Here is a 14,176-nt window from a genome sequence, read left to right on the forward strand (position 1 = left end):
GAAAATATCCTGCCTGCTCGGCCGTCACTGGCCTCTCGCCGCTTACGCACCGGCTGAACCTGGACCCGCGAAGAGCCGTTGCGCCGATTGCGGGACGTCGATGGCCAAGACTCACTGCAAAGGTTGGCGTGTCACTGGCCCGGGTGCCCTCGCGAGCTGGTGGTCCGCGATCGCCCCGACCGCAGGTCGGCGCGCGGTAAGCCGGTCACCCGTCCAATAACGATCGAATCGCCAGCGGCAAATCGCCGCAGCTCTGCCGAGCTTCTAGCACCGCCTCTTCGTCACACATTCGTTTGTCGTGCGGCCCGATCTCCCCGCGGGGCGCGGGAACGTCTGAGAGGCTATCGGTTGAGACCCACGGACGCGGCCGGCGCACGGATTCCGGGGGCGGCCTGCGACCGTTAGGAGCGTTCCGCCCCGCCTTTTGGGGCAAGGCGGGACGCTTTCCCTTGTGTGGCACCACACGTCGTTAGCGCCCTTCTCAAGCGATGCTTTGTATATCGCCGCCGGCAACGCTTGCGGGAACCGGCGGGCGCGAGTGCGGTTGTGGAATCGAGGCCCCTGGCAAAGCCCCCCCGCCCCTCGGCCCCCCTTTTCGAAGGCTCGCCTGATCCCCGCCCGGCGGGCCTTTTCGAATCCGACGGCCGCCAGTACGTGCGCCGCCGGCCGTCGCTTCGTGGCCCTCGACGGATATCTTAGTCGCGCGACACGTTTAGCGTCCACATTATCAGGAGTTCATCATGAGCATTTTCGGCAGCATCTTGAGCAAGATCTTTGGCCATGGCGATGCGGCTAAGCCCGCAGCGGCGCCGGCGCCGGCAGTACCGCGCCCGGCGGTTGCGCCGCCGACCGCGGCGGCACCCAAACCGGCCGCGCCGGCGCCGGCGCAGCCGGTCGACGTCGAGGCCGTGCTGACGCAGATCGCCGCTGCCAAGGGCCGGCCGAGTAATTGGCAGACATCGATCGTCGATCTGCTGACCCTTCTCGATCTCGATTCCAGCCTCGCTGCCCGCAAGGAGCTCGGCCAGGAACTTGGCATTCATGCCGGCGCCGATGGCAGCGCCGAGCAGAATATCGCGCTCCACAAGGCGGTGATGCAGAAGCTCGCTGAAAATGGCGGCAAGGTCCCGGCTTCGCTGCGCGACTGACGCTTGCCAGGCGGCCTACCGCCGCCCCGCTCGCAACCACCGCGCTGAGCGGACGACCCGGCGGTGCTAATTCGAATGTCGGACAGGCTAAGAAGGCGGGCCGCAGGCGAATGTAAGGGCGATGGTATCACGGCCCCACTCTCCTGATCATGGACCGTCCTTCCGGTCATCGCAGGTCACCCTCATGGAGGACATCGTGGCCGCTGAGACCTAGACGTAGAACAGGCGGCGATTGCCAAAAATGATGTTGATCACGATCAAGCCGGCCCCTCTCGACGTCGACTAACCCTGCGAAGTCCAAGGGCGACATTGATCGACTTGGCGGTAAATCCACCGAGCCTGTTTACGTCTACAGATTCGCCGAGACAGCGGAGCCGGCTCAGCGAGGGACCGCAGATACAGGTTGTAGCGACCTCTCAATCTGCAACTGCCGATCGATGAAACGATACCGGCCGCCAACCGTTGATTTATCAGAGACTGGCGGCTGAGTGAGCCGACGTCTCGCACCTGCTCTGACCCTGAGCATCACTCAAATTGACCAGCGAATCTCCCGGTCGGGGCACGGCTTGGCGTTCGCACCTCAACAGGCAAGGTCTGCAGACAAGGAGATCATCATGACCGTCACCCGCTCCGACTATCCTGAAAATATCGAGATCCGCCTACCAATCGAAGAGACCGATCGCACGATCTCGTCCGATAAGGTCGCCGGCACTGCGGTGTATGATTCACGAGACGAAAAGATCGGCTCAATTCACTGTGTGATGATAGACAAATATGACGGCCAGGTTCGTTATGCGGTGATGTCTTTCGGCGGCTTTCTAGGCATTGGCGAGCACTATCATCCGCTTCCCTGGCCAGTCCTGCGCTATAACGAGAAGCTTGGCGGCTATGTGGTCGGCATAAAGAAAGAGGCGCTCGAGACGGGACCCCATTTCGGGCGAGACAATATGCCGGCCTTTGACCGCGCCTATGGAATGGGGATCTATGGTCACTATGGCGTGCCCTTCTGATCGAAAATATCAGCTGGAGGCGAGCGAACCGTGGGGTTCGCCGGCGCTTAGACAATTCGGTGAAACCTCCGCGGAAAGGCGCAGATGGACGAACCGCGGTCATGCATGATCGCAATAGCGCGAGGGTGCAGCACTAGCTCGGCATCCGGTTAGTGTGGCCAAGCCGGCCTACAAAGCGCTACGGCTATTCTGCGCTTGTGCCGCGTTCCACGAGCGCGAGCCATGTCGTCGTTGCAATTGCCTTGCCGAAACACAGCATCAGCTCCGCTTGGCGATGGATCATCTCGCAAGCCTTTCGCACGACAAGCGCGGGGACCTATCGGCGATAGATCCGCCGGCGGCGGTCGTCGACATAATATTCCCGGCCATTGCGATCACGATAATATCGGCGGTCGCCTTCTGATGTCGCAGCGCCAACCGCCGCCCCGCCTGCGGGTCCTACGGCTGCACCTTCGGCAACTACGAGGCCCGGGATCACGGCTCCGGCAACAGCGCCGCCGGCAGCGCCAAAACCGGCGCCACGAAGCGCGTCGCGCCCCCGTTCGCTGGCGCACCCGCTGGCCAAGCCGAGCAGACCAATGCACGTCACGGCCTTCGCAATGATCCTCACATCACATCTCCCGTTCCTGCAGGGACAAGATGGAAAGCTTTGCAGGGCGATTGGCAACGCCTCGCCTGGGGAGGCCGTCCAGACCCTGCGGCCCCAACACCTCAACGGCTGTGAGGTTCAGCATTTATATCGTTCCACGATGTAATCGCGGTATTTCGTGGGCGCCGCACCATCGGCGCGTCGATACACGGATATGTGCCAGCCATAGCGCTCAGAGGCCAAACACATACGCCGCTCATGAAGACCACATCTTGCAATATATATCGTGATACGATATATATTGCGTTCTGAAATCTGGCGAGCGATCGCAGGCTGCAGGCTCGCTTTGCCGTGACACCGCTCAGTCATTGGCGGGTTCTCGATGAAAATCTCGAGGGTGCCGGCGCAAAACCAGCATGGAAGGCCATGAGAAACTCAAAGGATGAGACATCGGCGCAGCCGCCATGTCGTCGGCCCATAGATGTGCAGGCGAGCCTGAGAGCCTGCCGGCATGGTCGCCATAGCCCTGTCCGCGAGGTTCGGGTTGATCCCAATGGAGTTGAACATAGCCAATGCCGGAACTGTGAATGCGACCTTACGCGAATGCCGACGGTGCGGCGCTGGTTTCGGAGTGGCCGAATGGGGTGAGCGTGGTGGGACTGGGCTCGCGATGATGTCTGAAGTCGCAAGGCTGCAGGCAACCCATGTCAAGACGTGCCGCTGCGTTTCCCTATACAGCGAGCCGCAAAGCCGAACTAATTCTAGACGACCGGGAGATTACCGTGATCCGCACCCTCGCCACCGGCCTTTTCCCGCGCTTCGTTCACAAACGCCTGGGAATGACCGCTGTCGGCCCGGTCGACGCCATGTTGCTGACAACAGGGGTCGCCCTTGCGGTGCGCCGGGATAGGCCGCTCCTGGGGCTCGCGCTACTGACCATCGGCGGCTACCGCGCCTGGCGCACAGCTCAATCCGAGAGATGCCCCGCGTGCGGAGCGTCTTGAAGCGCCGCGCTCATATCGGCGACGGTCGCGCCTCTGCCCCCCATCGCCTGGGGTTGACCGGTGGTGGTATCGACCGACGTCTGGCGTTCGGCCTCAGCATTGATCAAACCGCCGATCAAGACGGCGTAGGCCGACACGTACAGCCACATCATCAGCACTACGATCGCGCTCAGCGAGCCATAGGTCGCGTCATAGCCGGCGAAGTGCGATGCGTAAAAACCGAAGCCCAGGGTCGCCAGCAGCCACAGCACCGTTGCCATGACGGCGCCGATGCTCAGCCACTGCCAGCGGGCGTCGGCGCGGTAAGGCGCGAAGCGATAGGTCGCCCCGATCGTCACGCTAGCGAGCAGGCCGGCGACGACCCACGTCACAACCCGCACCAATGTCGCCGCGAATGGTCCGATGCCACTGAGCAGTTCCTGCACGAAGCCGAGCACCGAGGCCGCCAGCACGCCGGCGATCCCGACCAGGATCGCGCCTACCGCCAGCACAGCGGACACCCCTGCACCACGCAGGATGCCCCTGCGGTCTTCCTGATCATAGATGACGTTGAGCGCGCTCATCATGCCGCCCGACGCCCGGCTCGCGCCAAAAATCGACACGATCAGCGCGACGATCAGGCCAAGCCCCTTCTTGTCGGCCGCTGTCGTCGTGAGCGAGATCAACTGATCGTAGATCAGCTTTGCCGCATCGGCGGGCACGAGGTCGATGATCATGCGCATATGTCGGGCGACGATCGCAGGATCGGCGATGAGGCCATAGGTCATCACCAGCGCCCCGAGCAGTGGAACGAACGACAGAAAGACGTAGAAGGCCACCCCGCCCGCCATCAGCCCGATATTGTGCCGGCCGCTGTTCACCCAGACCCGGCCGAGAATGGCCCGCCAAGCCGGCCAACCCAGCTGCCGCGGACTTTCGGCGATGGCGCCGAGGTCGATCTGATGTTGCGTCATGCCCATGGCTTCGCTCCTGCCGTGCCGAACGCGTGACCCGTTCAAAAGTCGTGAGAATTTCTTGGGCGGGGGAACTTGAGCGTGGTTCGGCTCTTGGAGATAGAGGGATAATATCGGCGATCGGCACGAGCCTTCGCCCGGTAATGAGCGGGGCTTCTTTGCGATCATCGTCAGTCTGCGCGGTTTGGACTTTGGGCCTCATTTTGGCGACCGGGGCGCATGCTCAAAGCGCGTCGGATGATGCACTGCTCAGCGACCCAGACTTCGAGCAAAGCTTGCCGCCGCTGTCGCCGACGCTGCCCCCGCGCGCGCCAGAGGCCCCGCCCCGGCCTCTGACGGGCGAGGAGGCGGCGACCTCCTCGGTCGACCTGCCATCCGATCCGGCTTTGACATCCCCACTCGCCCCCATCGCGACGTTCGACGCCAAGCCTCCGCCCGAGATCGACATCGCGCCGGATGGGGCGCCCGAGATCCGTTACACCTTGGCGGTCAGAGGCCTGAAGTCGGTCGACCTCGAAGACGAATTTCGCGATCTTTCCGCCTTGCTGCAGGACGGCAGACGCGCCGCCAACGCGGCTCAAGTCTCCGCGCGCGCCGATGAAGATGTGCAGCTGGCCGAGCGGCTGATGCACAGCCAAGGCTATTATGACGGGATCGCCACCGTCGCGATCGACACGCTGCCCAACGCGACCAACAGCCTTACGGTCGAGCTCAGCGCGACGCCGGGGCCGCGCTACCGGCTTGGCAAGATCGCCATCACCGGTGCTCTGCCCGAACCGACCGCGCTGGCCCGCAAGGCGATGAAGCTCGAGACCGGCGATCCGATCGTCGCGGCGGACGTGCAGAGCGCCGAAGCCGCCATTTCGCTGCGGCTGCCCCAAGCCGGCTACCCCTTTGTCGAGGTGGGTCAGCGGGACATCCTGCTCGACGATCGCGACCATCATGGCGATTATACGCTGCCGATCAGTTCGGGTCCCAAGTCGAGCTTCGGCGTGATCCGGACCGAGGGAGACCCCGTCTTCACCCCCGAGCATCTGACCGTGATCAGCCGCTTCGACGCAGGTGAACTTTATGACAGCCGACAGGTCGACGACCTGCGCCAGGCGCTGATCGCGACCAGCCTGCTTGGCACCAACGCAATCGAGCCGGTGAAGACCGGCCGGACGGCCGCGGACGGGACCGAGATCGTCGATGTGCTGGTCCACCAGACAAAGGGCCCCGCCCGCCAGCTGGCCGCAAGCGCCGGCTATGGCACCGGCGAAGGCATCAAGCTCACCGGGTCCTGGACCCACCGCAACATGTTCCCGCCCGAAGGAGCGCTCAGCGTCGAAGCGGTGGCGGGCACCTTGCAACAAAGTCTAGGCACGACCTTCCGCCGGTCGAACGCCGGCCAGCGCGATCGCACCTTCGCGCTCGGTGCCTCGGTCGCACGGCAGGATTTCGACGCCTATAATGCCCAGACGGTTACCTTGTCGGGCAGCCTTTCGCGCCAGAGCACCCCGATTTTTCAGAAGCGCTGGACCTGGAGCATCGGTGGTGAGCTGATCGCGACCCGCGAGACACCTTTCGAGGCGGCGACGCTCGATCGTGATCGCAACACCTACTTCATCGCGGCACTCCCACTTCAGCTCGGCTATGATCGATCGAACAGCCAGCTCGATCCGACCAAGGGTTTCCGGCTGTCGGGGCGGCTCAGCCCTGAGGCACAGAAACGTTCGGGAGGCGGCTTCGACGGCTATGCGCGTCTGTTGTTCGAAGGCAGCGCCTATTATCCGATCAGCGACGCGCTGACCTTGGCCGGCCGCGCGCGGGTGGGCTCGATCATGGGGGCCGCGCGCGATGACATCGCGCCCTCGCGGCGCCTCTACGCCGGCGGCGGTGGATCGGTGCGTGGCTTCGGCTATCAGCAGCTGGGCCCCAAGGATATCGACAACAAGCCGATCGGTGGCCGGTCGCTGACCGAATTCGCGCTCGAGGCGCGTTATCGTTTTGGCGATTATGGCATCGTCCCCTTCTTCGACGCAGGGCGGGTCGGCGAAGCCTCCACACCGTCGATCAAGAACATGCGCTATGGTGCGGGGATCGGCGTGCGCTACTACACCAATTTTGGTCCATTTCGGATCGATGTTGCGACGCCGATCAACCGGCAACCCGGCGAATCAAAGATCGCGCTGTATATCTCGATCGGTCAGGCGTTCTGATGGCCCAGCATGACGCGCCTGCCATGCCGCACCCGCGCTGGCAGGTAATCGCAAAGTGGGTCGGGATCGCGCTCGCAGTGCTGGCCGTGCTGGCGGCCGCACTCCTCATCGCCATCAACAGCGGCCCCGGACGGCGCTTCGTCGCCAGCCAGTTCCTTCCTTTTGCTACCGAATCCGGCCTGGCTGTCGATGTCGGACGGATCGATGGCTCGCTCTATGGCCGGATGACGCTCCACAATATTCGCGTTTTCGACACCCAAGGCGTGTTCGCGTCCGCGGGCGCGGTCACGATCGACTGGCGGCCCTTCGCCTATCTGCGCCAGAGCAAGATAGATGTTCGCGAACTCTCTTCGCCCTTGGTCCGGCTGTTACGGCTGCCAGTTCTAAAGCCCGTGCCCTCGGATCCTGACGCACCGCTCCTGCCCGATATCGACATAGCCCTGGGACGGCTGAACATCGACAGGATCGTCATCGCGCCAGCGATCACTGGCAGCCGCCATATCGCGCGATTGGTCGGCTCGGCCGACATCGCCGACGGCCGCGCCCGGCTCGACCTCCAAGCACGCACGCTCACGAGCCCCGGGGTGAACGGAGGCGACAGCCTGACGGTGCGGCTCGATGCCGTCCCGGCGGTCAACCGGCTCCTGATCGATGCCGCACTGAGCGCGCCGCGCGGCGGGCTCGTCGAGCGCTATACGCAACTCGGCACGCCGGTGGCGCTCACCCTCAAAGGCCGCGGCGACTGGCAGGCGTGGAACGGCGCGCTGACCGGCCGCGCCGGCGATGCCGCGCTCGCCGATCTCAGGCTCACCGCACGCAACGGACGCTTCGCGCTGAAAGGCGACGCCATGCCCGGCGCGATCGTGACCGGCCCCGTCGAGCGACTGACCGCGCCCAAGCTGTCGCTGGATCTCTTCGCGGCGCTCAGCGAGCGGCGTGCCGATCTGCGCATCGCCGCGCGGTCGAGTGCCGTCGCGGTCGAAGGCACGGGGCTGATCGATCTCGGCCAGAATCGTTTCGGTGGTCTCAAAATATCGGCGCGCCTGCTGACACCGGGCGCGATTGCCGAGAATGTCCGGGGGCGCGACGTCGCCTTGACCGCGACGATCGATGGATCCTTCGCAACGCCCGCGATCGCCTATAGGCTGTCGGCGACGTCGATCGGCTTTGGAGCGATGGGTATCGAGGGTCTGAGCGCCGAGGGGCGCGCCACCATCGATGCCAACCGCATCCGCATCCCCGTACATGCTACCGCCCGTCGGGTGACGGGGCTCAACGCTGCCGCCGGCGGCCTGCTCACCAATCTCGCGGTCAATGGCGACATTGCCTGGTCGAACGGGCGGCTGCTGTCGGACAATCTCAAGCTTCGATCTTCTCAAATCGACGCAACCGCGATCGTCCTCGTCGATCCGGCCGAGGGCCGCTACACCGGCGCGATCAAGGGCCGGGTCAACGATTACCGCATCGACGGGCTCGGCCGGATCAGCTTGGTCACAGACGCTAAGCTCGTGCCGGGCGCCAGGGGCGGCTTCGGCATCCAGGGCGTGTTCCGCCTTGCGACGCGCACCCTCGACAACGCCACCCTGCGCGACACGCTCGGGGGCAATGCGGTGACCACCGCGCGCTTCGGCTTCGATGAGAATGGCACGGCGTCGCTGACCGGCCTCCGGATGACCGCGCCCGCCTTCACGATCACCAGCGGCGGCGGTCGCTACAATATCGACACTGGTCGGATCGCCTTCACCGCGCAGGCGATGTCGAAGCTCTATGGTCCGCTGACCGTCACGGCGTCGGGGACGCTCGAACGCCCGCTCGTTCGGTTGAAGGCGGCGCGGCCCGGCCTTGGGGTCGATCTGCGCGATCTGAACGCCCAGCTGCGCGGCGTTCCGGCCGGCTATGCGGTACGCGCGACCGCCCAGTCGGCCTATGGCCCGCTGCGCGCCGACCTGCTCGTGCGCAGCGGGCGCGGGCCGCTCGCGATCGAGGTCAACAGGGTGAGCTTCGCCGGAGTCGATCTCCAGGGCAGACTGGTCCAGGCACCGAGCGGGCCGCTTGCCGGCACACTGACATTGGCGGGATCGGGACTGAACGGTACGGTTCGCCTTGCCGCCGCCGGAGCCGACCAACGCGTCGATCTCGCCCTCACCGCCAATGCCGCCCGCATCGCCGGCGATATCCCGATCACTATCGGGTCTGGCAGCGCGAGCGCGAGCGCGATCCTTGCAGACAAGGGACCATCGATCACCGGCCGCTTCGCGCTGCAGGACGTCCGCCAGGGCGAAACGATGCTGGGCCGGGCGCAAGGCCGCATCACCTATGCCGGCGGCCAGGGCAATGTCGCGCTCGTCGCCAATGGCCGCAGCGGCGTGCCTTTCGATGTCCAGCTGCAGGCGGCGCTTGCTCCCACCCGCATCGTCGCCAATGCGAAGGGCCGCGCCAACGGCGTCGCCTTCTCGCTCGCTGCGCCCGCTATCGCGACCAAAGCCGGGGCGAACTGGACGCTGCAGCCCGTCACCGTCGTCGTGCCGCAGGGCAAGGTCGAACTGAGCGGGATCTACGGTGCCGCCACCACGCTTCACGCGCGCCTGTCCGACATGGATGTATCAGTGGCGCAGGCCTTCCTGCCCGGCCTCGGCCTCGGGGGCCAGGCGACCGGGACAATCGACTACAGCCTGGCCGCGGGCGCTGCGGTTCCGACGGCACGGGCCCGCCTCGATATCGCGCGCTTCACCCGTACGGCCGCCTATGTCGTCTCGGCACCGGTCGATATCGCAATGCTTGGCACGCTCGATGCCGGCGGCGGCGATATCCGGGCCTTGATCCGCCGCGGCGGCGGCATCGTCGGGCGGCTCCAGGCCCGGCTCGCGCCCCTTGGTCCCGGCGCCACACTCCCAGAGCGGCTGTTCGACGCGCCATTGTCGGGCGGCATCCGCTATAATGGCCCGGCCGACATATTGTGGACGCTGACCGGGATCGCCGGTCAGACGGTAAGCGGTTCGGTCGCGCTCGGCGCCGATTTTGGCGGCCGGCTCGACACCCCGACGCTGAACGGCGTGGTGCGCGCGAATGCGCTGCGCTACGAGAACGAGACGTATGGCACCGTCATTTCGGGCATTGCGGTCGATGGCCGCTTTACCCAGTCATCGCTTCAGATCACATCGCTCACGGGCAAGGCTGGTAGCGGGACGATCAGCGCCAGCGGCACCATCGGCCTCGATGGGGCGCGCGGCTTCCCGATCGATCTCAAGGCCGAGTTGCGCCGCGCACAGCTAGCGCGCAGCGATGCCTTGGGCGCCACCGTTTCCGGGTCGATAGCGATCACCAACAGCAAGGCGAGCGGGGCCCTGATCAAGGGCGAGCTTACCATCCCCGAGGCGCGGTACCAGATCATCCGCCAGGGCGCTGCCGAAGTTCCCGAACTGACCGGCATCCGCCGCCGCACCGATCAGCCGCCCAAGACCGGCGCGGCTGATGCCGGCGGTCTTCCGAGCCTGTGGAAGCTCGATATCCGGATCCGCGCCGACAACAAGATCTTCGTGAGCGGCATGGGTCTCGAAGCCGAATGGGCAACTGATCTGCGGGTGCGCGGTAGCGCCAGCGATCCGCGTATCACCGGGAGATTGTCGGTCGTGCGCGGCACCTACAGTTTCGCCGGGCGGCGCTTCGACCTTGCCGAGGATGGCGAGGTCCGCTTCGAGGGTGAACCGGTCAACGATCCGCAGCTCGATCTCTCCGCCGACACGAGTGTCGAGGGCGTGACCGCGACGATCAACATCGGCGGCCATGCGCTCAATCCACAGGTCACCTTCACCTCGACTCCGACGCTGCCGCAGGACGAGGTTCTGTCCCGGCTGCTGTTTGGAAGTTCGGTAACCTCGCTGTCGCCAACCCAGGCGATCCAGTTGGCGGCCGCACTCAATTCGCTGCGGGGATCGGGCGGCGGTCTCAACCCGCTCGGCAAGCTGCGGTCGGCTTCGGGCATCGATCGGCTGCGCGTGCTGGGCGCGGACAAGACCGCGGGGCGCGGTACCGCGCTCGCCGCGGGCCAGTATATCTCGAACGACATTTATGTGGAGATCATCACCGATGCGCGCGGGTTCACTGCGACCCAGATCGAGGTCGCGATATCCAAGGCGCTAAGCATCCTCAGCCAGACTGGCTCGTTTGGCGGCTCGAACGTCAGCCTGCGTTATTCGAAGGATTATTGACCAGTGATCGCTACTTTTTGATGCCTGCACTGCAGGCATCAACCTGGTGTCTGCTTACGTGTTGCCGCGCCCGCGACGAGCAGCGACACGGCTACGCTCAAAGCCATATGGTCCGATAGTCACCGAAAACATCATACCCTCCGCTGTACTCTTTGAGTTCGTCGCCGATCTTATGCCGGCCGCCCCCCCCTTTTCGGCCGAATGCATGTGACGAGCATCGATCCGTGCTTGCCCCGCCCTCGAGCATTTCGTATTATATCGCAATACGACATAATACGAAATGCAAGGGACGAACAAGGGTGTGCAGTGCCACAACCGCCGCCACGGCTGGCCCAGGATGCGGAATGTCAGGAGCTTGTCCGGATGCGGATAGCAACGCACGGGGACGGCCATGGCCGAACGGAACTTACAGGAAGCTGCTCGTCGCGCCGTTGGCGATGTCAGGGCTACTTGCCGGCTGCGTAGGGACGGCGCCGGCGCCGCGGGTGACCTTGCAGACGCAAAAGGCGACGCCGCAGAAGACGCCTGTTGCTGTTGTCGCAAAAGTCGCTGCGCCGCCGATGCAACATGAACCAAAAGCCGATCTTCTCAATGCCGTCCAGCGCCTCGGCTCGACCTTCCAAGGCCGCATCGGCATTTCCGTGCGCGAGATCGATGCTGGCTGGACGGTGGCCTTTGCCGGCGATGCCAACCTGCCACAGCAGAGCGTGAGCAAGCTTTGGGTTGGCGTCGCGACGATGCAGCAGCTCGAGCAAGGCAGGCTATCATCAGCGGATCCGATCACGGTTCGCCGGTCCGATCTCACCGTCTTCCACCAGCCGTTGCGGCCGCTCGTGACCGCGAACGGCTATCGGACGACGATCGGCAAATTGCTCGAGCTGGCGATGACCCGCAGCGCCAACAGCGCGAACGATGTCCTTCTCTGGAAGATCGGCGGCCCCCGCACCGTCCGTGAGATGTTGTCGCGCACCGGCATCACGGGCGTAGGCTTTGGCCCCGGCGAGCGTGAGCTTCAGGCGAAGATCGCCGGATTGCGTTGGAAGGAGGACTGGGCTGGCGGCTGGGGATTTCTGAAGGCGCGCGCCGCGATGCGGTATGAGGAGCGCGACGAGGCGATGAAACGTTATCTCGCGGCACCCTATGACGGCGCATCCCCAAATGGCGTCACCTTGGGCCTGGCGATGCTTGCGAAGGGTAAATTGCTCAATCCCTCTTCCACGGCGCGATTGCTCGCGCTGATGCGCGCGAGCAAGACCGGGCCGCTGCGACTTCGCTCCGGGCTGCAGCCGGGCTGGACGCTCGCGCACAAGACGGGGACCGGCCAGGATCTGGGACGACTGGCGACCGGCTATAATGATGTCGGAATTCTCGTATCACCTTCCGGCCGCAGATACGCCGTGGCCGTGATGATTGCGAGCACACATCAACCGATACCGGTGCGCATGCGCCTCATGGGCGACCTCACACGCGCCGTCATCCGGTCCGAGCAGCCTGGTTAGCACATCACGACGTCCTCGCTGCGCCTTGGAGGCAAGCCTACGGCTTGACCGTATTGGCGACCTACTGGGCGGTCGGCCAGGCGGATCGCTCTTGGTTCACCAGCCTGTCGACGCAGAAGCAATTGGCGATGGGTCCAACTATTGCCGGAACCACGAACCCGGTTCGGCGCACCCTGCAGGGTAGCCATCAGGCATTTACCGTGCAGGGGAATGAAGCTCCACCTTGATCAACTCAGCCGATTAACTCCTCATGTCATCCTCAAGCCTCAGCCTCTCATGAGCCAGAGCAGCTTGAGCGACCAGCGTGGAAAGCAGCATGCGCTGGTGAGGCCCGATGGGATCACGCCCATCATCGCGGGCGATCCCCAATATGGCCAGCATTCCCAAGGATGTCCTGAGAGGCTGAAATTGCCAGTTCGCGGAGGAGAGTATATCGGTTCCCGCCCCCGTTTCAGCGCCATTCCGCCAGGCCCAGTCCAGCGCCGCCTGATCCACGGGGCCAAGTTGGGGTTCAGAAGGTCTGGCAGCCGCCACCTCGAGCGCTCCGCCGATCTCGCGGAACACGGCCGCATGCACCTTGAGCAGGCTTTCGACATGTTCGCAAAGGGTGGTCGCCGTATCCGTCCATGTGCAATCGCTGGCCAGCCGTTGCGCCAGTGATGCGATGCTGGCGTTTTCGCGGGCGCTGCGATCACTCAGGATCAGCCGGCTGCGCAGACGGTGCGTCAGCATGCCGGTGTAGATTGTTACGCCGGCCAGTACGAGTGCCATGATGATGTTTTGAGGCGCGCGAAGATCGAAGTCGAACGCAGGGGCCAGAAGAAAGAAATTATAACAGATCACGGACAGGACGGCTGCGAACAGCCCCGGGCCGACACCCCAGCGCGCCGCGATGGCAATCACCGGAAACAAGAAGAGCAGATCGAGCGATCGGGTATTGATGAAGAGCTGCAACCCCTCAGCCAGCACGAGAGTGAGCGCGACCGCGAGCGCGGCATAGGCGAAGCTCACGGGGGGAGCGAATATCAATGACGAGCTAAGCCTCGCTGATACCCTGATCTCGCGCTCGACGGCTCCCGCGGGGTAGATGTGCAGCGCTACGTCGTTGCGGGCCGCGAGTGCGTCGAAATTGGACTTGCTCCAGGGAAGCGGGGGCCGGGGCGCTAATTTTCCCAACACCAGATGCTTGATGGGTGAGTTCTCGAGATAGGCGCTCAGACCATCGAGCACCGTGGCTGCAGGGACAGCGGCAATCGAAGCGCCCAGTCCCGCTGCCAACCGCATTGCATCCGCAATCTTGCCTGCCGCAGCGGGGTCGCGCTCCTCACCTGGGGTTTCCACATGCACTGCCTCCCAGGTCGATCCGAGCGCCTGGGCCAGTTCGTGCGCTGAGCGAACCAGCTTTTCGGCGTCGCCCGAGCCGCCAATGGCGACTGCGACCTGTTGCGGGAGATCAGAAGCTAAACTCCTCACGTTCGAAGTCGTGGCAGCGGAAGATGTCACATGGACCATGCCACAGCATATCGCCGCCGCCCTCCGAGGACCATCCCGACGCCCTCGATTA

At 64.5% G+C, this 14,176-nt stretch carries 7 protein-coding genes; 5 read left to right on the plus strand and 2 right to left on the minus strand.

What is annotated here, in order from left to right; translation table 11 throughout:
* The first annotated feature begins 740 nt into the window (after positions 1–740).
* Both WP12_RS04195 and WP12_RS04200 read left to right on the plus strand, forming a co-directional pair.
* Positions 741–1,148, plus strand: a complete 408-nt coding sequence (locus tag WP12_RS04195; RefSeq protein WP_046192513.1) for a DUF3597 domain-containing protein — start codon at positions 741–743, stop codon at positions 1,146–1,148.
* A 614-nt stretch (positions 1,149–1,762) separates the two neighbouring features.
* The gene (locus tag WP12_RS04200; RefSeq protein WP_084690952.1) at positions 1,763–2,158 is read left to right on the plus strand and encodes a PRC-barrel domain-containing protein; all 396 of its coding nucleotides are present in this window, start codon (positions 1,763–1,765) and stop codon (positions 2,156–2,158) included.
* Between the two features lie 1,556 nt (positions 2,159–3,714).
* On the opposite strand, the gene WP12_RS04215 is transcribed toward WP12_RS04200, so the two are convergent.
* Positions 3,715–4,710 (minus strand): YihY/virulence factor BrkB family protein, encoded by a 996-nt coding sequence (locus tag WP12_RS04215; RefSeq protein ID WP_235398948.1) that lies wholly within the window; start codon positions 4,708–4,710, stop codon positions 3,715–3,717.
* Between the two features lie 269 nt (positions 4,711–4,979).
* Between WP12_RS04215 and WP12_RS04220 the strand changes: the two genes are divergently transcribed.
* The 3 genes from WP12_RS04220 (at position 4,980) to WP12_RS04230 (ending at position 12,612) form a co-directional block, all read left to right on the plus strand.
* Positions 4,980–6,905 carry an autotransporter assembly complex protein TamA gene (locus tag WP12_RS04220; RefSeq protein WP_235398950.1) on the plus strand — a complete coding sequence of 642 codons (1,926 nt, stop codon included), beginning with the start codon at positions 4,980–4,982 and terminating at the stop codon, positions 6,903–6,905.
* Positions 6,905–11,113 (plus strand): translocation/assembly module TamB domain-containing protein, encoded by a 4,209-nt coding sequence (locus tag WP12_RS04225; protein WP_046192517.1) that lies wholly within the window; start codon positions 6,905–6,907, stop codon positions 11,111–11,113. The genes WP12_RS04220 and WP12_RS04225 overlap by 1 nt, the downstream gene beginning before the upstream one ends.
* Before the next feature lie 560 nt (positions 11,114–11,673).
* Positions 11,674–12,612 carry a serine hydrolase gene (locus WP12_RS04230; RefSeq protein WP_052730206.1) on the plus strand — a complete coding sequence of 313 codons (939 nt, stop codon included), beginning with the start codon at positions 11,674–11,676 and terminating at the stop codon, positions 12,610–12,612.
* A gap of 240 nt (positions 12,613–12,852) precedes the next feature.
* Here WP12_RS04230 and WP12_RS04235 read toward each other — a convergent pair whose 3' ends face one another.
* A complete protein-coding gene (locus WP12_RS04235; RefSeq protein WP_052730203.1) occupies positions 12,853–14,124 on the minus strand; it encodes a DUF4118 domain-containing protein in 1,272 nt (423 codons plus the stop codon).
* Between the last annotated feature and the right edge of the window lie 52 nt (positions 14,125–14,176).

The sequence above is a fragment of the Sphingomonas sp. SRS2 genome, assembly GCF_000971055.1.
Lineage (GTDB): Bacteria > Pseudomonadota > Alphaproteobacteria > Sphingomonadales > Sphingomonadaceae > Rhizorhabdus.

Bases quoted from the DNA above. Each gene is read 5' to 3' on its own strand.
- WP12_RS04195 (WP_046192513.1), top strand. From the start codon at position 741: ATGAGCATTTTCGGCAGCATCTTGAGCAAGATCTTTGGCCATGGCGAT.
- WP12_RS04225 (WP_046192517.1), top strand. From the start codon at position 6,905: ATGGCCCAGCATGACGCGCCTGCCATGCCGCACCCGCGCTGGCAGGTA.
- WP12_RS04215 (WP_235398948.1), bottom strand. From the start codon at position 4,710: ATGGGCATGACGCAACATCAGATCGACCTCGGCGCCATCGCCGAAAGT.
- WP12_RS04200 (WP_084690952.1), top strand. From the start codon at position 1,763: ATGACCGTCACCCGCTCCGACTATCCTGAAAATATCGAGATCCGCCTA.
- WP12_RS04230 (WP_052730206.1), top strand. From the start codon at position 11,674: ATGCAACATGAACCAAAAGCCGATCTTCTCAATGCCGTCCAGCGCCTC.
- WP12_RS04235 (WP_052730203.1), bottom strand. From the start codon at position 14,124: ATGGTCCATGTGACATCTTCCGCTGCCACGACTTCGAACGTGAGGAGT.